At 64.5% G+C, this 21,728-nt stretch carries 22 protein-coding genes; 4 read left to right on the forward strand and 18 right to left on the reverse strand.

Translation table 11 applies throughout. The annotated features are described in order from the left end of the window. Nucleotides 1–114: 114 nt before the first annotated feature. Entirely contained in the window at nucleotides 115–708 is a 594-nt protein-coding gene (locus IT430_00465; GenBank protein MCC6906386.1) for a hypothetical protein, read from the reverse strand. 10 nt (nucleotides 709–718) lie between these two features. After that, nucleotides 719–1,297 carry a DUF4287 domain-containing protein gene (locus IT430_00470; GenBank protein MCC6906387.1) on the reverse strand — a complete coding sequence of 193 codons (579 nt, stop codon included), beginning with the start codon at nucleotides 1,295–1,297 and terminating at the stop codon, nucleotides 719–721. Between the two features lie 136 nt (nucleotides 1,298–1,433). Here IT430_00470 and IT430_00475 point away from each other — a divergent pair, with 136 nt between their 5' ends. Next, the gene (locus tag IT430_00475; GenBank protein ID MCC6906388.1) at nucleotides 1,434–1,634 is read left to right on the forward strand and encodes a hypothetical protein; all 201 of its coding nucleotides are present in this window, start codon (nucleotides 1,434–1,436) and stop codon (nucleotides 1,632–1,634) included. A gap of 309 nt (nucleotides 1,635–1,943) precedes the next feature. Here the strand turns inward: IT430_00475 and IT430_00480 are convergent, their stop codons facing one another. Beyond that, nucleotides 1,944–3,314, reverse strand: coding sequence for a hypothetical protein (locus IT430_00480; GenBank protein ID MCC6906389.1), 1,371 nt, complete (start codon nucleotides 3,312–3,314; stop codon nucleotides 1,944–1,946). 408 nt (nucleotides 3,315–3,722) lie between these two features. After that, a complete protein-coding gene (locus IT430_00485; protein MCC6906390.1) occupies nucleotides 3,723–4,859 on the reverse strand; it encodes an isocitrate/isopropylmalate dehydrogenase family protein in 1,137 nt (378 codons plus the stop codon). 156 nt (nucleotides 4,860–5,015) lie between these two features. Between IT430_00485 and IT430_00490 the strand changes: the two genes are divergently transcribed. Continuing rightward, nucleotides 5,016–5,948 (forward strand): aspartyl protease family protein, encoded by a 933-nt coding sequence (locus tag IT430_00490; protein MCC6906391.1) that lies wholly within the window; start codon nucleotides 5,016–5,018, stop codon nucleotides 5,946–5,948. Between the two features lie 20 nt (nucleotides 5,949–5,968). On the opposite strand, the gene IT430_00495 is transcribed toward IT430_00490, so the two are convergent. From IT430_00495 to IT430_00550, 12 genes are all read right to left on the reverse strand, one after another. Then, complete coding sequence (locus IT430_00495) at nucleotides 5,969–6,517, reverse strand: hypothetical protein (GenBank protein ID MCC6906392.1); 549 nt, start codon at nucleotides 6,515–6,517, stop codon at nucleotides 5,969–5,971. A 154-nt stretch (nucleotides 6,518–6,671) separates the two neighbouring features. Beyond that, entirely contained in the window at nucleotides 6,672–7,115 is a 444-nt protein-coding gene (locus IT430_00500; protein ID MCC6906393.1) for a hypothetical protein, read from the reverse strand. 91 nt (nucleotides 7,116–7,206) lie between these two features. Further along, nucleotides 7,207–9,201, reverse strand: a complete 1,995-nt coding sequence (gene lysF, locus IT430_00505; protein ID MCC6906394.1) for a homoaconitase — start codon at nucleotides 9,199–9,201, stop codon at nucleotides 7,207–7,209. Between the two features lie 33 nt (nucleotides 9,202–9,234). After that, nucleotides 9,235–9,612, reverse strand: a complete 378-nt coding sequence (locus IT430_00510; GenBank protein ID MCC6906395.1) for a hypothetical protein — start codon at nucleotides 9,610–9,612, stop codon at nucleotides 9,235–9,237. Nucleotides 9,613–9,617: 5 nt separating this feature from the next. After that, the gene (locus tag IT430_00515) at nucleotides 9,618–10,220 is read right to left on the reverse strand and encodes a nucleotidyltransferase family protein (protein MCC6906396.1); all 603 of its coding nucleotides are present in this window, start codon (nucleotides 10,218–10,220) and stop codon (nucleotides 9,618–9,620) included. Nucleotides 10,221–10,226: 6 nt separating this feature from the next. Then, nucleotides 10,227–11,219 carry a hypothetical protein gene (locus tag IT430_00520; protein ID MCC6906397.1) on the reverse strand — a complete coding sequence of 331 codons (993 nt, stop codon included), beginning with the start codon at nucleotides 11,217–11,219 and terminating at the stop codon, nucleotides 10,227–10,229. A 423-nt stretch (nucleotides 11,220–11,642) separates the two neighbouring features. Continuing rightward, nucleotides 11,643–13,001 carry a tryptophanase gene (locus IT430_00525; GenBank protein ID MCC6906398.1) on the reverse strand — a complete coding sequence of 453 codons (1,359 nt, stop codon included), beginning with the start codon at nucleotides 12,999–13,001 and terminating at the stop codon, nucleotides 11,643–11,645. Nucleotides 13,002–13,155: 154 nt separating this feature from the next. Beyond that, nucleotides 13,156–13,734 (reverse strand): HD domain-containing protein, encoded by a 579-nt coding sequence (locus tag IT430_00530; protein MCC6906399.1) that lies wholly within the window; start codon nucleotides 13,732–13,734, stop codon nucleotides 13,156–13,158. Next, complete coding sequence (locus IT430_00535) at nucleotides 13,731–14,291, reverse strand: GNAT family N-acetyltransferase (GenBank protein ID MCC6906400.1); 561 nt, start codon at nucleotides 14,289–14,291, stop codon at nucleotides 13,731–13,733. The genes IT430_00530 and IT430_00535 overlap by 4 nt, the downstream gene beginning before the upstream one ends. A 25-nt stretch (nucleotides 14,292–14,316) precedes the next feature. Beyond that, a complete protein-coding gene (locus IT430_00540) occupies nucleotides 14,317–15,102 on the reverse strand; it encodes a citryl-CoA lyase (protein ID MCC6906401.1) in 786 nt (261 codons plus the stop codon). 49 nt (nucleotides 15,103–15,151) lie between these two features. Continuing rightward, entirely contained in the window at nucleotides 15,152–16,090 is a 939-nt protein-coding gene (locus IT430_00545) for a CoA-binding protein (protein ID MCC6906402.1), read from the reverse strand. Between the two features lie 29 nt (nucleotides 16,091–16,119). Beyond that, complete coding sequence (locus tag IT430_00550) at nucleotides 16,120–17,631, reverse strand: acetate--CoA ligase family protein (GenBank protein ID MCC6906403.1); 1,512 nt, start codon at nucleotides 17,629–17,631, stop codon at nucleotides 16,120–16,122. Nucleotides 17,632–17,779: 148 nt separating this feature from the next. Between IT430_00550 and IT430_00555 the strand changes: the two genes are divergently transcribed. Together IT430_00555 and IT430_00560 are read left to right on the forward strand one after the other, a co-directional pair. After that, a complete protein-coding gene (locus IT430_00555) occupies nucleotides 17,780–18,289 on the forward strand; it encodes a GNAT family N-acetyltransferase (GenBank protein MCC6906404.1) in 510 nt (169 codons plus the stop codon). Nucleotides 18,290–18,321: 32 nt separating this feature from the next. Beyond that, nucleotides 18,322–18,957, forward strand: coding sequence for a tRNA-(ms[2]io[6]A)-hydroxylase (locus IT430_00560; GenBank protein MCC6906405.1), 636 nt, complete (start codon nucleotides 18,322–18,324; stop codon nucleotides 18,955–18,957). A 30-nt stretch (nucleotides 18,958–18,987) separates the two neighbouring features. Here the strand turns inward: IT430_00560 and IT430_00565 are convergent, their stop codons facing one another. Both IT430_00565 and IT430_00570 read right to left on the reverse strand, forming a co-directional pair. Further along, a complete protein-coding gene (locus IT430_00565; protein ID MCC6906406.1) occupies nucleotides 18,988–19,773 on the reverse strand; it encodes a TIGR00266 family protein in 786 nt (261 codons plus the stop codon). A gap of 152 nt (nucleotides 19,774–19,925) precedes the next feature. Then, nucleotides 19,926–21,713 carry a hypothetical protein gene (locus IT430_00570; GenBank protein ID MCC6906407.1) on the reverse strand — a complete coding sequence of 596 codons (1,788 nt, stop codon included), beginning with the start codon at nucleotides 21,711–21,713 and terminating at the stop codon, nucleotides 19,926–19,928. Between the last annotated feature and the right edge of the window lie 15 nt (nucleotides 21,714–21,728).

The following is a 21,728-nucleotide window of genomic DNA, read 5'->3' on the forward strand; positions in this document are numbered from 1 at the left end:
GCCGCGGCGCCGGTGCGACAGGTTGTACTGCGCCAGCGCCTGGCGACTTCGATGAGCACGAGAATCGGCGACCAACGCACGCCGATCGTCATCAACGCCTCTCATCCCACAGGATCAGCAATCGCTTCTTCGCCGCTTCCAGTCGAGTGCAACGTGGATTCGCCGTTCGATCGAGCCGTTCCAGACCACACGCAGTCCCCGCGCCCGCATCGCGGCGACAATCTGGTGGCCGATCGCAACAGCGGGTCCTTCGCCGCAGAGGACCGAGCCGTAATTCAGATAGACACCCTCGCCGTCCAGGGCGCCGTCCGTGTCCTGCTCGTGGTAGAAGAGGTATCCGACGACCTCGCGCCCTGTGTCTCGCTGGGCCTCCATCTCCTGCATAATCGCGCCGCAACCGCACGTGCCGCAGCAGAGATAGTTCTGTCTGCACACGATACCGGCCTCCTCAAGATCCGCACAGGCTGCATCGAAACGATCACAGTCGGTCACGCCGGGCCACACAGCCATCTGTGACCGGTACTCGGCAAGCACCTCGTCGAAGATGCGAGACGCGATCGGCCGCAGCGTCTCGGTGTCGCACTCGTCGTCGACCGTCTCGAGAGCGGCCGGCACAATCTCGTTCAGCGGCATGAACGCGGCGAACACTTCGCGCCGAATCTGCTCAGTCACGCTTTCGATAGCTTCCTGCATGGATTCGTCGGTCATGACGTCCTCCTTAGCCGCTGCTGCTCTGTTCGTATGCCACCTTGAGCAGCTTCTTCACTTCGGCGGTGATCTCCGATGCCTTGCTCAGCGCCAGCTTGTGCGTCGCCTGGCCTGGCGCCTTGGCGGGAGTGAGCAGTGGGGACCTGGGCGCATCGGTGTACTTCAGCCCGATATCGATACGGGTCTTCGTCGTCGCGGCGATGGCGCAGAACTGCCGCCGGCGCACGAACGGCGTGTAGGATGAGCGCCCCTCGACGCTGACATCCTCGCCGAAGCCTTCGATGATCGTGCGGAGTTTGTCAAAGATCGGTCGCAGCGCCGCCTTGTCGCCGGCGTATTGCGAATCGATGTACTGCTCCACATCCGGCCGCTTCCACCCCGCCGCCTGCGCGGCGGCGTCGGCGATCGCCCAGCGCGAATTCTGCGGCAGATCGTGCTCGCTCTTGAGCCACTTGCGCACCGCATTCTGATCCAGCGGATCGACGCCGCTCCTGCCCACGAGCATGACCCACTGCTCAACAGTGCGGCCGGTGCGCTTCTTCATCGACTCGGTCACGGCGGCGATCATGTCGTTGGGTGAGTGGGGCATGAAAAATGCTAGCCCGAACCACCCTCGCGGGTGAAGAGCGCTTCATCCCCTGCTTACCGCGGATTCACGTCGCCTCGATATGCTCAAGGTTCAGGCCCGCGCACATCGGCGCGGACGCAGTGAAAGGAAATCGACCATGGCCAACAAAGCAGAGCGGATCGACGTTGAACAGGCCCGGCAGGACGTACAGTCCGGCCAGGCGCTGCTGGTATGCGGCTACGAGGAGCCGGAGAAGTTCGAGAACAATCACCTGCAGGGCGCGATATCGCTGCAGGATTTTGAATCACAGCGCGACTCCGTCCCCAAGGAGCAGGAGATCATCTTCTACTGCGCGTGACAGGAGGAACACACTTCTGCCGGTCTGGCAGAGCAATACGAAGATCGCGGCTACACCAATACGAAGGCGCTCAAGGGCGGCGTCGATGCGTGGAAGGAAGCAGGCTTGCCCGTGGAGGCGTGAGGGGTGATGGGGTGACGCAGTGGGGTCCACCACCGAGCAGCACCGCCTCCGAATCCAAATCGCGCGTGAGTGATCGCGGCCCCGTCAGCGCATCGTATGTGCCAGGGTCCGTGTGGCACCGACGCGGAGCCCCGGCCCAGCAGCAACCCACGAAACATCCTTCGCCGGGCGCCAGCGCGCACCTGGTCAATTCCGTGTCGGGCCAGGCACGAATCTCCGCGTGAGCATGAGCGTGATGATCCGATACAGGATGAGCAGGGCAAACAGCGCGCCAAGAGCGATGTAGACGCGCAGAAAGAAGCCGTCGATCACCGACTTGCTCTGCTCGGCTGCCAGCGCGATTCGGCCATCCGCTGCGCGCTTCCACTCGTCGATCCGGCTGCTCCAATCGGGCGACGCCAACAGGTCCGCCGACGATTGCAGCACCTCATCCAGGTCGTGCGCCGTGGTTCCCGTCTCCTTGATCATCTCGGTGTACTGGCGGATGTCGAAGCGCGGCCGCCCATTGGCGACGGCCCATCGGTGCCATGCGTCGTACCGCGTGAACAGGGAATCGGCCGTCGCGAGCAACGGGCGGAGCGATTCACCGGTTTCTCGGAGCGCGACGACCAGCGACTCTGTTTCAGCAACGACATCCTCCGCCTTGTCAAAGGTCACGTCCAGGCGATTCATGCGGGCGTCAACCGCCGCCAGAATGGTTTCGCGTTCGGCGGCGACGTGCGCCGGCAACCCCTCGAGCTGACGAGTCATCCGATCGATATCGTCGAGCGCCAAGACCACTTCGGGGGTGGCCAGCAGGTCGGCTTTGGCCGCTTCGAGCTGCCAGCGCAGCAGGGTGGGCTCGCGCTTCAGTCGATAGAACACCCGCTCTCCCAGCAGGCGTGCTTCGTCAACCGCCTGGCCCACCGCCCCCACTTCGCTGAAGAGACCACGGGCGGCAAGCACCTCCGAAGCGGCCGAGCGACCCCGACCGATGGCGAAGTTTGAGAAGCGCACGAACGAGGCGTGGATCATCTCCGGATTGTCTCGTTGCCAGTCCACCAGCAGCGACTCGAGCACGGCGAGATGTTCGTCGGTGAGCACTCGCGCCGCCAGCGCCTGCGCTTCATCGCGCGAGTGGACCAGCGCGTCGACCAGCGGCGCAGCGCGATCGCCGAAGACCTGCTCCGCCCGGCCATCGTCCACCCAGACTTTGCTCATCAGCCGCGTGATCACGACAAGGTCGAGCACCCGCGTGAACGAGTCGGCATTGCTGGCGATGTCATACACATTGGTCGCACCGTCCAGCAGCAGCAGCTGCGCCTCACGCCGCTGCACCGGATCAGGGTTGTCCTTCTTCAGGGCTTCGCATGCGGAATAAAGAAGACCGACATATCGATCGGCGAACGCGCGGCTCAGTCCATCGAGTTCCTCCGCCGTCACGAACTGACCGGTTCCGGCGCCGCTCACCTGGCGCGGCGTTTCAGGGGCGGGCGGCCGTGGCGATGTCGCGCAGCCCGACCACACCACCAGACCGACCGTCACCCCCAGACCTGCAAGGCGCTTTCCAATACTCATGATGCTGCACCTCCACTCGCCCACGCGGGGCTGCGAGCCCGCGACAACACAGGCCGGCGCAGGCAGTAGGCGGATGCGACTGTGCGATCCCAAGGCGCTCGTCGGTGCACGAATGAACGGTCAGTGCCAACGTGGAATTCGGAGTACACCGGGTGCCTGCTGACCTGCCCCCAAGACTCATGTCACCTCCAGCCTGAGTGTAGGGAGGTCAACGGTTGCCACGGTGGCCGCCCTCTGTGCCCTCTGTTTTTCTGCGGTAAATCACTTCTCTGCGCTACAGATCCTCAGGGCAGCGAAGCGCCGGAGTGATGCGGCGTTCTGACGACGCGCAGTGCCGTGGTGCGCAGGGTGGCTCCCTGGCCGGAGTCGGATCGACGCCGTCGCCGGGGCGCATGTTCGTGTCTTCTGCTACAGACTCCGCGCCACTTCCTCAGCCACTTCGAGCGTTGAATCCGCCGCGGCGTCACCGGCTCTCACCTTTCGTACGTCGTATGTCGCCACCTTGCCGTCGCGGATCACCTTGGCGACCGCGCTCTCCAAACGGTTGGCCAGGTCCGCCTCGCCCAGCCAGTCGAACATGAGTTTGACCGTCAGCAGCATCGCCATGGGGTTGACGACATACTTGCCGGCGTACTTGGGGGCTGAGCCGTGGGTCGGCTCGAAGACGGCGTATTTGTCCCCGATGTTGGCAGCGCTGGCGAAGCCGAGGCCGCCCACCAGGCCGGCGCAGAGGTCGGAGATGATGTCGCCGAACATGTTCTCAGCCACGAGCACGTCGTAGTCCTGCGGGTTCTTGATCATCCACATGCAGATGGCGTCGATGTTCGCCTCCCAGGCGGCGATACCCGGGTAGTCCTTCGCCACCTGGCGGAAGATGCGCGTCATCAGTCCGCCGGTCTCGCGCAGGACGTTGGGCTTTTCGACGAGCGTGACGGACTTGCGGCCGTGCGTCTTGGCATACTCGAACGACTGGCGGCAGATGCTCTCGCAGCCCTGTTTGCTCATGATGCGCGTGGAGAGCGCGACATTCTCGAGGCCCTTGTCCTTCCACGGCTTCATCTTGGGATTGAGGCACAGGGCCTGGCAGACGGACTCGGGCAGCGGGAAGAACTCGACGCCGCCGTACATGCCCTCGGTGTTCTCGCGGAAGACGACGAGGTCGATGTCATCGCGATAGTTCAAAGGGTTGCCGGGATAGGCCTTGCAAGGGCGGAGGTTGGTGTGGAGATTGAAGAGCTGGCGCAGCTTGACGATGGGGCTGAAGTAGACCAGCCCCTTGCCGTGCAGCGATGGGTCGAGCTCGGTCTCGGCCTCCTCGCGCGGCTTGCTGGTGATGGCGCCGAACAGCGCGCAGTCGGTTGACTTGAGGATGTCGATCGTGCGCTGCGGCAGCGGGTCGCCCTCCTTGCACCAAAACTCCCAGCCGATGTCGGCGTGGGTGTAGCGAGCGTCGAACCTGAGGGCGTCGAGGACAAGTTTCGCGGCTTCCATGACGTCGTTGCCGACGCCGTCGCCGGGCATCCATGCGATGTGGTACTGGGGCATTGGTGAGTCCGTTTCGAGAGTTTGAGATGAGCCGCCGGGCCAGAATTCCCGGCGGCGTGAGTATAGTCCGCAGCCATGCAAGACCTGCGTTGGTTCAGATCGGTTCAGCGCCGGCGAGGCGAGCCTCGCGCGGGCAGTGTGCCGGGTTGTTGCGTCGTGCTGATGGGCGCCGCGCTGCTGCTGGGCGGCTGCGCGCTGGGCTTCAATCCGCAGCGCGTGCCGGCATCGGTGGAGATCCCTGCGGAGGGAGTAATCGTCCCCCTCGAAGTGGCGGACAACTTGCCGTTCGTCCAGGTGAGCGTCAACGGCTCTGAGCCGCTGTGGTTCATGATCGACACCGGCGCGTTCACGGCGATCATCGATGACGATGCGGCGGCCGCGGCCGGAATGAAAGCCTCGATGCGTTTCGGCACGCACGCGACTTCGGCGGGCGATCACTTCGGCCGCATGGACCAGGCGGCCTTTGATCGCCTGACCATCGGCGGCGCGACGTTTGCCGGGTTCGAGGGACTGGTGGCCGATCTGTCGCACCTGGAGGCCGCCGTGGACCACCCTTTCGACGGCGTGATCGGCATCCCGCTCATGTACGCGAGTGTGTGGACGATCGACTACCCGGGCCGGCAGCTGCGCATCGCACCGGCATCGGCCGAGCTGCCCGATGATGAGCACGTGCTGCCGTTTCTCTACAGCGGCGATGCGCCGGCCATCGAGATTCACGTCGGCGAGGTCGCCATCCAGGCCGAGATCGACACGGGAAGCAGCAGCGGACTCGACCTGAGCCCCGAAGATGCCCAGCGGTTCCCGCGGGACGACGGGCCGTCGATCAGCATCAGGCATCAGACCTTGACGGGCGAGGTGTGGGAGGAACTGGTGCGGCTGAAAGGCACGGTGCGCATCGGCTCGCTCACGCGCGAGGGGCTCATGGTGAGCCTGGCTCGCGACACGATGCTGGGAGGCGAGATCCTCAGCAACTGCATCTTCACGATCGACTGCCCACGCCAGCGCGTGCGGATTGAAGAACTGGCGAAGGAATCGGCCGCCAAGCCGGCGGAAGAAGCTGAATCCAATGAAGCGGCGGCGGATCCGTGACATCGAATCGCTTCTCGCTGTCAAATACGCAGTCGATCGATCCCGGGAACACTTCCTAACACGCTGTATTCAGTCGCCTCTTGGCCACATTCTCCGCGCCGCCGGCGACGATGAGTTCCTGAGCCGTCGGGCTGAGGGGGGGGGAACGGAAACGACTTGCCATCACAAGTGATCTGCGACCTGCGGAAGTCGATCTCGACGTGGGGCCCGGCAATCGTCGCACCCTTTCGATCGGCCAGCGAGGCGCGCAGATCGTCGGAGAACGCCGGGCAGTCGATGAGAATAAACCCATTGTTGTACGCGTTGCGCGCGTAAGTCTCGCTGAACGACGCGGCGATGACGAGCTGGATGCCGCGCAGCGCCAGGCACGTCGCGGCCTGCTCGCGCGAAGAACCCGTGCCGAAGTTGCGGCCGGCGACGATGATGTCGCCCTTCTGAGAGTCCCAGCCGATGTCGGCATGGGTGTAGCGGGCGTCAAACTTGAGCGCGTCGAGGATGAATTTGGCGGCTTCCATGACGTCGTTGCCGACGCCATCGCCGGGCATCCATGCGATGTGGTACTGGGGCATTGGTGTCTCCGGGGGTGGGTTCGCGGAGACTAATAGGTGGAGAAGCGGGCGCGAATCTGCCTCGTCAATGCTCGACGATCTCCCCTCGCGCGGCCGGGGAGACTTCTGAGCGAATCGCACAGCGCCGTGGGCGTGCGGCGGCGAACAGCGAGCGTCAGAGTTCCCCCGCCTGCGACTTGCGGTAGGCGATGATGAACGCAACGGAGCCGGCGATTGCCAGGCCGCCCAGCGTCATCGGCCAGCGCATGCTGCGCTCCTCAGCGAGCACGGCGTCGTCTTCGCGGCCCTTGCGATAGACGACGGCGACCTGCTCACCGGGAGTGAGCGGCCGGGCGATGGTGATGGTCCGCTCGACATGCCGCGTCTTGCCGTCTTCATCGACGTAGTTGAACAGAACGAATTGGTCGGACCTGTTGTAGAGGCTCGGCTCGGCGCGGGCGATGGTGCCGGTCGCATCGCGGCCCCAGATAGAGAGTTTGAGTTCGCTGCAGGATTTGAAGAGGGCCATGCAGGCGAACACTCCGATGAGCAGCGTCACGCGAAGCATGCGGATGCTGCCGCGCGTCTCGCGATCGAAGGCGTAATCGATGAGTGCCATAATGTGCTCCTTCCTGGCCCGGAGCACTCTTGCCACGCTCCGGTATTGGCCATGCTAGAACCGAATATGCACTCCGGCCATAGACCAGGCGTCAGCGTGCCGCCAGGCGCTTCTTCGCCACGTTCTCCGCGCCGCCGGCGACGATGAGTTCCTGAGCGGTCGGGCTGAGGGGCGGGAACGGAAACGACTTGCCATCACAAGTGATCCGTGACCTGCGGAAGTCGATCTCGACGTGGGGCCCGGCAATCGTCGCACCCCTTCGATCGGCCAGCGAGGCGCGCAGATCGTCGGAGAACGCCGGGCAGTCGATGAGTATGAAGCCGTTGTTGTACGCGTTGCGCGCGTAAGTCTCGCTGAACGACGCGGCGACGACGAGCTGGATGCCGCGCAGCTCCAGGCAGGTTGCCGCCTGTTCGCGCGATGAACCCGTGCCGAAGTTGCGGCCCGCGACGATGATGTCGCCTCGCTGCGCGATCTGCTGAAACTGCGGATCGTAGTTCGCCATGGCGGCGGCGGCCATCTCCTGGGGGGTCACGTCATCGCGATAAGTCAATTTGCCGGAATAGATGCCGTCTGTATTAAGATTGTCCACCGGCAGCCAGAGCGCGCGGCCGGCGAGCCGCTCGGGGAAGCCTTCGATGATGTCCACCTCGCCATCGGCCGTGGCCGGTGAGGCGTCGGCGAACTTCACCGAGTATACCGGTTTGACATTCTCAAAAGACGTCGGGCTGCAGATGTAACCCGCGGCGGCGCTGGCCGCAACAACCGCCGGACTGCCCAGGTACGCCTTGGCGTCGCGGCTGCCCATGCGGCCCTTGAAATTGCGGTTGGTGGCGCTGATCCCGACTTCGCCGGCTTCGAGCGTGCCCACGCCCAGGCCGATGCACGTGCCGCAGCCGGGCGGCAGCATGGAGGCGCCGGAGTCGATGAGCGTCTGCCACGTCCCGTCTTCACTCGCTTTGGACTGCACCTCGGCTGATGCGGCGGCGACGTACATCTGCACGCCGTCAGCGACGCGCCTGCCCTTGAGCACACTGGCCGCTTCACGCAAGTCTTCGAGGCGCGCGTTGACGCAGCTGAGCAGGTACGCCTTGTTGATCTTGACCTGCTGCTTCTGGATTTCAGGCAGGGCGTGCATGACCTTCACATGATCGGGGCCGGAGACATGCGGAATGACACTGCTCAGATCGAGTGAAAGTTCCACGGCGTAGTGCGCGCCGGTGTCGGGGTCGAGCCGATCGGCATACCACGCATCGACATCCGCGCGGGTGTATTTGGGGGGATCGTCACCGCGCTTGGCGAAGAGATCGGCGCGGGCATGGAGGTAGTTGCGCAGCATCTCGTCGAAGGGAAAGACGCCGGCCAGCGCCCCCCACTCGGTGGTCATGTTGGCGATGCTCAGGCGCTGATCCATCGTCAGCCCGGCGATGCCATCGCCGCCGAACTCGACGGCCATGTTGAGGACTTCATCGTTGTTGAACACGCCGCACAGCGCGATGATGACGTCCTTGCCGACCACGCCCGGCCGGAGCCTGCCGGTGAGCGTGACGCGCGCGACGGGCGGCACTTTCCACCACGTCACGCCGGTGGCCCAGATGCACGCGGCGTCGGTGCGGACGACGGGGGTGCCGAGGCAGTTGACGCCGCCGTAGAGGTTGGAGTGCGAATCGCTGCCGACGACCATCGAGCCGGGCGTCGCGTAGCCGTATTCGACCATGACCTGGTGGCTGATGCCCGTGCCGGCCGGGTAGAAGTCGATGTGGTGCTGCCGCGCGAACTGGGCGATCTTCGCGTACTTGCCCAGGTTCTCGGGCGAGGTGTTCTGGATGTCGTGGTCGATGGCGAAGACCGGCTGCCGCGGATCATGGATGCGCGGCTTGAGCGATGCGTTGTCCTTGAAGATCTCCTTGAACTTGCCCATGACGGCCGAGGTGTTGTCGTGCGTCATGATGTGTTTGGGGCGGATCGTGATGATGGCGCCCTGGCGAGCCGCCTGGCCGGGCTTGAGCCCGACGGCGTAGCGCGTGGCGATTTTCTCGATGAGGGTGAGGGGCGTGGGCATGGGCATGGGCATGGGCATGGGCATGGGGAAGGGTATCGGGTCACATTCAACTGGCGACTACCAGGTCCCATCATACGAAAGCAGCAGATCTGTGCCGCCATTGGAATCGATCCATTGAGCCCAGCCGGTGGGATTCTGCACTAAAGGCTCGATCAGCCCCTCGACGTTGTCCCACCACGTCTGCTTGAGGAGCCAGGCGAATGATCCATCCCGCTGTTCCACGAGGCCCCGGTTCCAGTCGGCGATGCCGAGACTCAATCTGAACCCGCCGACGTTGGTCACCCACGGCTGCGCATGCAAATCGAACCGCTCGATCCGCCCGATGTGGAGCGCGTGGCAAGCCTCTTGCAGGCATGCCGCCTCTTCGGAAGTGAAGTCGTAAAGACGTATGAACGGACCGTGCGGCGAAGCGTCTGGAAGATACTCGACCTTCATCGCGATCATCCATCAGGATTGTCAAGAATCGACTGCAGCCGCTGAGCCAGCGTGGCCGGCATTTTCGTCGTCCACGACTGATCGACAAGCCCCACCTCGATGAGGTCGCGCAGGTGGGTGCGATCTTTGTCGCGAAACGCGGTGAGTTTGATGCGCACGAGTGCATCGAGATTGAGGATGCGAATCGCGAGGTGACCGCCGACGTCTGTAGATTCCGCCACATCCGGATTCGCCGCAGGCTCGCCGGGTTTGACGAATTCGCCGGCGAAGACGAGATGGACCGCCTGGCGCGGACCGGCATTCGCATCATCCAGAAACAGGTCGAGGTTCCGCGCGCGACGATGCACGAACCCGGCGGCCTCCAGCGCCGCTTTGGCGCGATCGAAATCGCCGCGGCGGATCATGATGTCCACATCCTGCGTATTGCGCACGGCGGCCTGGTCCACCGTCGCCACCCAGGCGGCCACGGCGTTGCCTCCCACCACGGCATACTCAACGCCGGCGTTCTTCAGCGCCGCCGCCGCACGAACCAATCGCTGTCGAACCTGTTCCACGGCGTCCACCATCCGTTGCAGAAGGGCCGCTGAGTCATAGCCTCCGATGGACATGCTGCATCATAGACGCGTCTGCCCGCCGAGCAGTTCCGGCCTCGGGTGCGGGTGATTCCAGCGCTGCCAGAAGGCGATGAAGCCGGGGTCGGCCGGGGAAGAGAATCGGAACGATGCGATGCCGTGTTCGTGCACGATCCGAACGAGTAAGGAACCGCCGGAATCGCTCGAGATAAGAGTCAGCGCCTGCCATGATCCGATGCGCTCGCCGCTGGGGGACTCGACAAAGCCGACGCCGGCGAAGTAGTTGATTCCAGCCAGTCCCACAGCTGAACGGCCCGTGCGCCACACGTGCCGCAGAAGTTCGCCGACGACCGCGGGGATGAGCAGCAGATAGAAGAGTGGAGCCATCCCGGTGAGCCTGATGACCGCCACCAACACCAGCAGCAGCACGATGGACATGATCCAGGCGCTGCGCTGCATCTGGCTCTCGATCGGTTCCGGCTCAATGAACTCTTCGGTCGTTTCGACACTCAGCACCGCGCGCGCCAGCCGTCGATCGACGATGAGCCCTGGAGGACGAATGCCGTATGCATCGAGTTGCCGCCTGATCGCGCCCAGCGCATTGCGCGACTGTGCAGCACGCGTGGCGGTCAATCCGGCGTCGCTCAATGCCGTGGCCAGGACGATTTCCGCATCGCCGCTCAGCCAACGGCGCGGATCAGGCTGGTTCATGGCGCGCCTGCAGATCGCGCGACGTTCGATCGCATCACGGCGCATCGGCAGAATGCACAGCAGCGGGATGAGTACGGCCGCGCCTCCGAACACGACGGCGTATCCGACGATCCAGCGCATCGAGACGTACCCGCCGATGAAGCCTTCCCAGTTGACCGCGAGAACAACGCCGCCGCCGCCGAGCACGAGCAGGGCCACGAGCCAGTACAGCCGCTCTGCATGAGGATCGAGCCACGTGATCGCAGCCTCGTGGCCGCTGTGTATGCAGTCGGCGGCAAATCGCTCGCGAGGCTCTTGCGCGATGCCGGAGTCAGGTTCGGCCATCGAGCGCATTGTAGTTGCAGGGCGAAGAATCGGTCAGGCGCCATGCACTGAAGCATTCACTTTTTGGCGGCGCAGCGGCGGTGCCGTAGTCCGGAGAGAGGCTTCCCGGCCTGAGCCTGCATCGAAGGCTGCGACCGGAGGGCCACGCGGTCGCGCGGGTGTACGACCAAACTGTCCGTATCTCATTCGCGCGCTCGCGTGGCCTGCGCTCCCAGAGCGTCGCTTAGACCACGGCACCCGCGCTATGCACGCAGCCGGCTGCGACGAGTCCACGACTCTCCTGCTCGGATGCCGCGCGAGAATCGTTCATAAAGCACATTGTAGTTGCCGAAGATCGGGCATCATTCCTCGCTGGCGCGTCGGTCTGGCTGCATTCATCCTCGCTGGCGCGTCGGTCTGGTTCATGCGTTGCTTCGCCGCTTCTCAGATCTCCTCAAACTGTGCCGTGAAGTGCCGCAGGACCGGCGGGGCCTCTTTGATGCGCAGGCCGCGCATTTCCTGGCGGCGCCCGAACTGCTCGATCGTCGCTTCGATGACGTAGTCGATGTGGCTCTGCGTGTAGACGCGGCGCGGGATGGCGAGGCGCACGAGTTCCATCTTCGGCGCCGGCCGGCCGTCGCCGCCGAACATCACGCTGCCGATCTCGCAGCTGCGGATGCCGCCGGTGCGATAGAGGCCGCACACCACCGCCTGTCCCGGAAACTGTTCGACGGGGATGTGCGGGCAGAACGCTTTGGCGTCGATGTAGATCGCATGCCCGCCGGGCGGCTCGACGATCTGGATGCCCGCCGCGAGCAACTTCTCGCCGAGATACTCGGTGCTGCGGATGCGATAGCCGAGGTAGTCATCTTCGACGACCTCGTTGAAGCCCTGGGCCATGGCCTCGAGGTCGCGGCCGGAGAGGCCGCCGTAGGTGATGTAGCCCTCGGTGAGGATGAGCAGGTTGCTCGCCTTCTGGAACAGCGAGCGGTCGCGAAAGAGCAGCACGCCGCCGATGTTGACCAGGCCGTCCTTCTTGGCCGAGATCGTCGCGCCGTCGGCGAGGTCGAACATCTCGCGCACGATGGCGCGAACCGGCCGCTTGTGCTGCTGCGGCTCGCGCTGCTTGATGAACCAGGCGTTCTCGGCAAAGCGGCAGGCGTCGAGGAAGAAGCGCAGGCCGTGGCGGTCGCACACCTGCCGCACCTGCCTGATGTTCTCGAGGCTGACGGGCTGGCCTCCCCCGCTGTTGTTGGTGATGGTGAGCATGACCACGGGAATGCGCTCCGGGCCCACGCGCCTGATGAGTGCATCGAGGCCGGCGACATCCATATTGCCCTTGAAGGGGTGGCGCGTGCGCGGGTCGCCCGCTTCGGGAATGGGCAGATCGACAGCCGATGCGCCGCTGTGCTCGATGTTGGCGCGCGTCGTGTCGAAGTGCGCGTTGCTGGGCACGACCAGGTCGGGAGCGCCGAGAATCTCGAAGAGAATGCGCTCGCTGGCGCGGCCCTGGTGCGTAGGCAGGATGTGGTCAAAGCCGGTAATCTCGTGCATGACGTGATGAAAGCGAAAGAACGACTCGGCCCCGGCATAGGACTCGTCGGCCCGCATCACGCCAGCCCACTGCTCGCTGCTCATGGCCCCGGTGCCCGAGTCGGTCAGCAGGTCGATGAGCACGTGCCGGGCGTGAATGAGAAACGGGTTGAAACCGGCTTCGCGCAGATGCACTTCACGCTCGTCGCGCGTGGTCATGCGAATCGGCTCAACGGACTTGATGCGGAACGGCTCGATGATGGTCTTCATGGTGCACCTCGACGGCTCTCTGGCGGCACGGTTCGACAGCGGCATGGTACACCCGACGCGGCAATTTCCGGTTCCGGCGATACCGGATTGGAGCAGAACCGGGGTGAGATTCGGGTGTTGGGCCAGTGACGACCCGCAAAGCCGCCAAGCGGCCTTACTTCTTTGCCGCCTTCGCGCCGAGGTACTTGGCGATGTCGAAATCGACGAAGTCGGCGTGGTGGAAGATGATGCTCTCGATGCTCCGCTGGACCTTGTCGCCTTCGTGGCTGTGGGTGGCGATGATGTGCATCACCTCGGGCGGCATCTCGTGCTTGTAGCACATCGCCACTCCGCTGAACGGATGACGGAGCATCTGCCCGAATGAACCCTGCACGATGCGGCCTGATGCGTCCTTGTCATACTCGAGCGGCTTGCCCACGTCAGCCAGCAGCGAACCCGCAAGCAGATGATCGCGATTGATCGGGATCATTCCCGGAAACATCGTCTCAAGGACATCCGCGATGGCCTGGCACTGCTGCGCGCAGCTGCGGATGTGGTCAATGAAGGTCATCGGGATGTCGCCGGCGAGCAGGGTGAACTTCACCGCACGCAGCTCGTCAAACGTCCAGCCCTGGCCGCCGCAGCCGGTTGTGATCGCCTCGTTCCACACCGCGGCCACCTTGTCGCGCAGACTGGCGTCCTTGATGCGGTTGATCTCAGGCAGTAATTCGGCGATGCGGTCGGTCGTACTCATGACTCGGTCTTCCTCTGCTCGTAGTCGCAGCGCAGGATGGCGTAGTGGACCACGTCGATCAACTCGCCCCACTTGCAGATGCGCTGGCGCATGACGCCTTCGCGCCGCATGCCGATCTTCTCCATCACGCGCCCGGACGCGGGGTTGCTGGCCAGGTGATGCGCGTGAATGCGATTCAGGCCAAGCGTTTCGAATCCGTATTCGACGATGGCGCTTGCGGCTTCAGTAACGTAGCCCCTGTTCCAGCAATCCGGATGGATCGCGTAACCAATGTCGGCCAGCTGGTTGTCGGGTTCGAGGCGCAGGTCGATGGCGCCGATGAGCGCGGCGGAGTCGCGAACGACGATGGCGAAGTTGAAAGTCGATCCGCCGACAACGTTTCCGGCGACCGCCTCGATCCACTCAACCGCATCCTGCATGGTGTAGGGATGCGGGATGGTGGCCGTGGTCGCGGCGACCTGCTTGTGCCGGGCGTACTCGTAAACGGCCGGTGCGTCCTCCGCTGCGAACGGCCGAAGCGTAAGTCGCTGCGTCTGGATGGTCGGCGCGGTGGTCATGACAAGTCCATTGCGTGCCGCGAAATCAATGGAGTGAGCGGCTCGTCGGACCATCGTAGGAGTGATCGACCGGATCGATCTTGCGCATGGGTTTCATCCTCGACTGCTCCTCGCGCACGTGAGCAACCAGGCCAGGCGTGCGGGCGATCATGAACAGGCCGTTCATGACTTCAAAATCAAATCCGAGTTGCGCCAGGATCACGCCGATGGCCCCGTCCACGTTGATGGGCAGAGGCTTGCCCGCGGCGGCGAAGCAGCGTTCGACGGCCCGGGCGGCGTTGAAGAAGTCGCCGGCAACTCCGGCCTGGGCGGCGAGTTCAAAGAGCCGGGCCGTGCGCGGGTCGGCGGTGTGGTAGCGATGCCCGAAACCGGCCATGCGCTCGCCCTGCGCTTTGAGCCGGTCGAGCACCTGCCTGGCCGCGTCGTCCCAGTCGTCGCCGCCCTTGTGCGTCTGGATGACTTCGGCCAGAACCCGAGCGCAATTCTCGATCGCCCCGCCGTGGTGCACGTTGATGCTCATGATGCCCGACGCGACAGCAGCGCTGAGCGATGCGCCCGTCGAAGCGACGGTGCGCGCCGCCAGGGCCGAGGGCGGCGTGGCGCCATGGTCGATGCTCGCCACGAGCAGGGCGTCCATGAGTCGGCCAACCTCGGGCGTCGGAAGTTCGCCGCGCAGAATGAGATGCACCGCCTGGCCGAAGGAAATGCGGCCCATGAGATCGGCGATGTCGTAGCCGCGCACGGCGACGTGGTTGGGCTTGATCTCCGTGATCGCGGTGGTCCAGGCGTTGGGGTTGGGTTGAACAGTCATCGGAAATCCAATCTCCACCGCTACGCGCGCGTGACTTCATGGTGGAAGTTCATGGTTCGATGGCATATGGAATGCGGCACTGCTCCAATACACTGACCGTCGCCGCAGGGAGGTCGCCAAACGCGGGCACAACCGTGGCGCCGGCTTCGCGGAGCGCTTTGACTTTTCCGGCGTGCGTTCCCCTGCCGCCTTCGATGATGGCGCCGGCGTGGCTGAAGCGGGTGCCCTCCTTGGCCGCGGCGCCGCCGATGTAGGCAATGACGGGCTTGGTGACCTGCCGCGACGCGATCAATTCGGCGAGCTGTTCTTCCTGGCTGCCGCCGATCTCGCCGAAGATGACGATGGCGCGCGTGTCAGGATCCTGCTCGAACATGAGCGCGACTTCGGGAATGCGCAGGCCGAGCACCGAGTCGCCGCCGACGTGCACGAGCGTGGACAGGCCCACGCCCGCGCGGCCGAGGTAATAACCGCATGACGAAGTCATCCCGCCGCTGCGCGAGATGATGCCCACGTGCCCGATCCTGAACCACTCGCGCGCCGATTGGGCCCGGCCGCCGATCATGCCGATCACGGCCTTACCCGGGCTGAGCACGCCCAGAGTGTTGGGACCGACGAAGCGAGCGCCGTTGCTGCTCGCGGCCGCGTAGATTTCCATTGCATCCCACACGGGCACGCGATCCGGCACGAGCAGCAGCATCTTCACGCCGGCTTCAATCGCCTCGATCGCCGCTGACTTGACGAGCGCCGCGGGAACGAAGATGACGGAGACATCGACCGTCTCGCCCATGTACGACTCGGCGTAGTTGCACGCTTCGAGCACCGTGTCGTAGACGGGAAGATCGAGCACGCTGTCGCCGCCCTTGCCCGGCGTGCAGCCGGCGACGACGTTCGTGCCGAACTCCTTCATGAGTTTCGTGCGCGCGCGACCCTCACGGCCGGTGATGCCCTGAACGATGACCGATTTCTTTTCGTCGATGATGATGGACATGGCTATTCAGGCATCAAGGGGTCGAGGCATCAAGTGTCATCCAGACCCGGGATGGGCAGATCAACGAAAACCACCGGATGGCCGGCGCGGCGGCACTCGATTTCGCACGCGATCAACTCGCTGTCTTTGGTTGCAACTTCTTCCTCAGGCACGGCGAGCGCCGGCTTGGTGATCTCGTTCTTGAACAGCCCGGCGCTATGAAGCACCACCGCCTCTGTTACGACATCATCACAGCGGTCCACGTCGATCCAGACGCGACCGCCGCTGATGGGAAACGAGCGGGCTTGCGCCGAGCCGACGAAATCGGGAACGCAGCGCCTCATCGCCGCTGGCTTGCCGCCGCATTGCTGCACGAGCTGGGCGAACGCCTCCGCGCACTTCGCCGGCGTGTCGTCCTTCTTGAAGCCGCGCACCTTGGCGGGAAGATCGCGGCACGCATCCTCGAGAATCTCGACGGCCCGGTCTTCGCTGTTGCCGCCAAGGCGGATGACCGCGGGAATGGCGAGGTTCATCTCGAGAAACGCCTTGGCGAGGCCGTAGGCGGAATGGAACTGTTCCTGGCTGGCGACGCCGCTGCCTGAGCCGAAGTAGCCCACGAGCCCGGACTGGGCGAGGATGATGCGCGCTGCGCGATACACCTTGGCAACGGATGGATTGCCGGAGGTGTCGGTGAAATTCGCGATCGAAAATCCAGCCGCAGTGATGGCGTCCATCGACATCATCGATCCGCCGCCGCCCGCGCCGTGGAAGCCGATGAGCGGCTTGTCCGGATCGGGCGGGAGCTGCGCGAAGTAGAACGTGCCGCGATGATCATCCTGCTCGATGGCGTAGGCGATGCGCTCGAGCCTCGTCGGCGGATGATCGAGTTCACGGGCGATGTCGATGCCGAGTTCGCCGTGGCGGAACACGGCGTAGTCGTCGATGGTCATGCGGCAGTCCGCCGCGACCACGCGACCGTCGCGCGTCGTCACCAGCGGATTGACTTCAAGCGATCGCGCTTCGATCTTCCGCGCCAAGGCCGCGATTCGGGCGATGGCTTCGACGACGGCCGGCTGCGCCTTGTCGCTTATGCACGAAGCGGCAAGCCTGGCGGCGACATCTGCTCGCTCGATTCTTCCATCCACTCCCACGCCGATGCGGGCTACGTCGGCAGCTCGATCTTCGATGCCCGAGCCGCCGGTCACGGCCAAGAGCAGCACCGGCCGGCGGACGGCGTCATCGATGCTCATCGAGACGAAGACTTCGTGCTCGATTGGCAGTTGTTCTTCGACGATCACCTGCTCAACTGGAAACGCGCCGACTCTCATCGCAAGCAGACGCTGGGCTGCTGCCGCCGCCTCGTCGGGCGTGTTGGCGAACGCCACGCCCCCCATCGCCTTGCGGCCCGTCGTCCACGCCTGAATCTTGATTACGACCGGGCCGGCGAGTTTCACCGCCGCGCGATGCGCCTCCTCGGGCGAAGCCGCAACCGACCCGCGCGGTACGTTGAGGCCCGCTTGTGCAAGCAGCGCCTTTCCCTGGTATTCGTGCAGACGGGCCACCGTTAGTCACCTCTCGACGTCGCGGCAACGCAGCGCGCTGTGCGCCGCGAGTGGGATCGTATGCACCGCGGTCCGGCTGGATGATCGGCTCTGGTGCGCATAGCCTCCGAATCGCGGCCGGCCGAACGCAGCACACCGGGACGAATCCATGACGCACCTGATGCTCAGCAACTGCTCCATTGCACCAGTCACAACCGACGATCTGGAGGATATCTACCGGCTCATCGGCGACATCTATCGCGAGTATGGCATGACCCTGGTGCTTGCGGATGAAGCCGAACAGCACCTGGCCGACCCCGGCGCCTACTTTCGCAAAAACGGGGGCGAATTCTGGGTTGTGCGCGACGCCCGCGACGGGCGCCTCATCGCCACTGCAGCGGTCCACCTGCACGAGGAGGATCAGAACACCGCCGAACTCAAGAGCCTCTACGTGCATCGCGACCACCGGCGCGGCGGCTTCGGCCGGGCCCTGACCACGCTGGCGATGCGCTACGCCAGGTCGCGCGGCCGCAGGCGATTCGTTCTCTGGTCGGACACGCGCCTTACCGCGGCTCATGCCATGTACGAGTCCATGGGCTTTGTGCGCTGCGGCGAGCGCGACATCGTCGATTCGAACAACTCGCACGAGTACGGCTTCGAAATCGCGCTGAGCGACTGACGCCGGCCGCGCAGGCGCGCCAACAATACGCCATGCCCACGTCGCCCCCCGCCGCCGAACTGCAGGCCCTGCCGCTTCGAATGAATACACCGCGGGCCTGGGCCGAGCAGGCGCTCGCCGGCGACCGCATGGCGCTGCTTAACGATCACGCCCATCTCGAAAAGAAAGCGGCGAGCAACGCGCTGGAACTGCTCCACCGCTGGCCCGATCCCGTCCCGCCGGAGAACTGGGTGAAGGCGATGGCAACCGTGGCCCGGGATGAAGTCGAACACCTCGCGCTGGTGACGCGGCTGATCTCGCGCCGCGGCGGGCGACTGACCAAGAACCACCGCAATCCCTACGCCAATGCGCTGCGCGAACTCGTGCGGCTTGGAGAAGGAACCGTCGAACTCATGGACCGGTTGATGGTTTCGGCGCTCATTGAGGCGCGCAGTTGCGAACGCTTTGCGCTGCTGGCCGAAGCGTGCACCGACGATCGCGAGCTGCGCAAACTCTACGGCAACCTCTGGGCGTCAGAACACGGCCACTACCGCATCTTCATCGATCTCGCCGAACAGGTCGTGCCGGCGAAGATCGTCAAGAGCCGCTGGAACCAGATGCTCGACGCGGAGGCGGAGATCATCCGATCGCAGTCGCCGGGCCCGCGCATGCACAGTTGGCCGGGTTGAGCCGCGCGCTGCAGCGTGCGGGGGTGGCCCTCAGCGCCCGTCGATCATGCGCCACACACCGCCGAGCACCGAGCCTTCGCCCGTCTGCTTACCGCCGCGACTGGGCGCGCAGGCGAGAATGCGATCGGCGAGCCGGCTGAAGGGCAGCGTCTGGAGCCAGACGGTGCCGGGTCCGCGGAGCACGGCGTGGAAGAGCCCCTCGCCGCCGAAGAGGGCGGTCTTGACGCCGCCGACGAACTGGATGTCGTAATCGATCGTGGTTTCGAAGCCGACGATGCAGCCGGTATCGACGCGGAGCGTCTGACCGTGTTCGAGTCGGTGCCGGGTCACCGAGCCTCCCGCGTGGAGGAACGCATAGCCGTCGCCGGTGAGTCGCTGCAGGATGAATCCTTCGCCGCCGAAGAAGCCGGCGCCGAGGCGGCGGTTGAAGGCGATTTCGACGTTGGTGCCGTACGCCGCGCAAAGAAACGCGTCCTTCTGGCAGATGACGTGGTTGCCGTGCTCGCGCAGCGGCAGCGCCACAACGTGGCCCGGATAGGGCGCGGCGAACGCGACGTTGCGCCGCTGGGCGCCCTTGTTGGCGAACATCGTGATGAAGAAACTCTCGCCGGCGATCATCCGCTTGCCCGCCTCGAAGAGCTTGCCGAACAGTCCTCCGCCGTCCTGCATCGACAACTGCGTGGCCATTTCGATGTCGTCTTCCATGTACATCATCGCCCCGGCCTCGGCCACACAGGCCTCCTGCGGATCGAGCGTGATGACCACGGCCTGGAGATCATCGCCGATGATCTCATAGTCAATCTCATGCGACTGCATTCGACTTCTCCTGCGGCAGGTTTCGTTGCGGCGCCGCCTCCGGCGCCAGGTGCGGTCATTCTACGGCTGCGGACGAATCAAAAAATGACGCGGCTCCCCGGCAACGATTGCCGGGGAGCCGCGACGTTGTGAGCCGAAGAACGGTCAGGCGATCACGGGAGTTGAGCCACGTTGCTCAAGTTGCAGCCCGGGATGTCGTGCATCTGCAGGTAGCCGCGGCACGCGGCCTGCCCCGCCGCTCCGCTGCGCTGGCCGCTGCCCGAGGCGCCGGATCCGAACGTGTTCACGAGCTGGATGCTGTTACTGCCCAGCCCAAGCACCGTGCCTTGGCAGGGCCCGAAGGGAATCACGAACGAGCCAGTGTTCTTGGCGAACACCAGTGCGAGGGTGACGTTGGGAATCGCATTCGACCAGTTCACCGTCACCGTGCCCGGGCACGTGCCTGTAACTGAGAGGTTGAACCCGCCTCCAGCGCCGCTGTAGGTGCGGAACGTGTAGTCGTAGTTCGGGAACGGCTGGAAGCCGGCGTTGGCGAAGACCTGGCCGTGCGGGTAACCATTGCTCGTATCGCCGGAGATGCCCAGGGTGGTGTTGCCCTTGAACACGAGGTAGTACGTCCTGTTGGCGACGATGGACACGGGGTTCCAGTAGACATCGATCCACTGACCCTGCGTCCCGACGGCCGAACCGGAGGCCAGCCGCGTGCCGCCCGCGTTCGGGAGGCGGTCCCAGAGTTCGATCGTGACCGTGTCCTTCTCACCGATGCCGGAGCGCAGTTCGATCCCGGCGCCGCAGATTCTCGAGGCGCTCTGGTGCTGGAACGACTGGGCGAGGTCAGCCTGGCTGAATCCGGCCATGTAGGAGTTGTTGGTGTCGGCGTTCTGGTCGATGTCGCAGGCGCCGCTGCGGAGCGAAACGACGATGTTGTCCCAGGCCGTGTTGCCTTCGATCTGCCCGCCGCCATTAGCCGACGAGTCCATGACGATGCGCGAGATGCCGTTGCTGCTCGTCACGCTGTAGCGCTCACCGCTGCAGACATCATTGGTCCGCACGACGTCCGGGACGTTGAGGATGATGTTCCCGCTGGAGTCGTAGATGCGCAGGGCCTGCGCCGTGTAGGCCGACAGATCGAACGCGAAGTACTGGATTCGCGAAGCGAATGCGGCGTCGAAGACGATCTGGCACATCGTGCCGCCCACACCCGCGCCGCAGGTCTGCGTGTCGGTGATCCACACGCCGCAGGAGTTGTTGCCACGATTGTTCTCGTCGCAGTTGCCGGTGGAGACGTAGTAGTTGCCGGCGTTGCTGTTGAGATAGAACCATCGCGAGGTCCAGCCGATCATGTCGTCGTTGAAGCGCTCGTAGAGGCTGTTGCCGCCGGAGTGCTCAAAGCGCAGGTCGTCGACGATGGTGATGAAGCCGTTTTCGTTGTCGCTGACGCGAACATAGCCGATGCCGCCCGTGGCGTGGAAGCCGATGAAGCATGCGTCCTGTGCGGCCGGCATCGTCACGGTGGCGGTTTCGATCAGGCTGAACGACGGGTTGTAGACCCGGACCGTCCACGTCGTCTGTACGCCGGTGGAGAGCAGCATGCCCACGCGGTTGGGATTGCCCGCGCCGGTAAAGTTGAAGAGCAGGTCCGACATACCCCAGCTGTCGGCCAGAGCCCGGCCTTGCGACGAGCCGGGAATGTTGTCGAAGTACGCACTCCAATCCGTGTTGCCGCGCCAGGCCCCGTTGCCCGTTCCGCCGCCGCTGTCGGTGACCGTCACGCCACTGCCAAGGTTCGCGGTGGGATGGCCCAGCGTCGTCATGTCCAGGGCATTGAACGTCAGCACGTTCTCGCCGCCCGAAAAGTCACTGCTGGCGATGAATCCGTCAGCATGCGCGGTTGCCGCGCAAGCCAACATCGCCATGGCTGCCACTGTAAAACGTCTCATGATTGCCTCTCCTCA

The sequence above is a fragment of the Phycisphaerales bacterium genome (assembly GCA_020852515.1).
Classification (GTDB): Bacteria; Planctomycetota; Phycisphaerae; order Phycisphaerales; family UBA5793; genus UBA5793.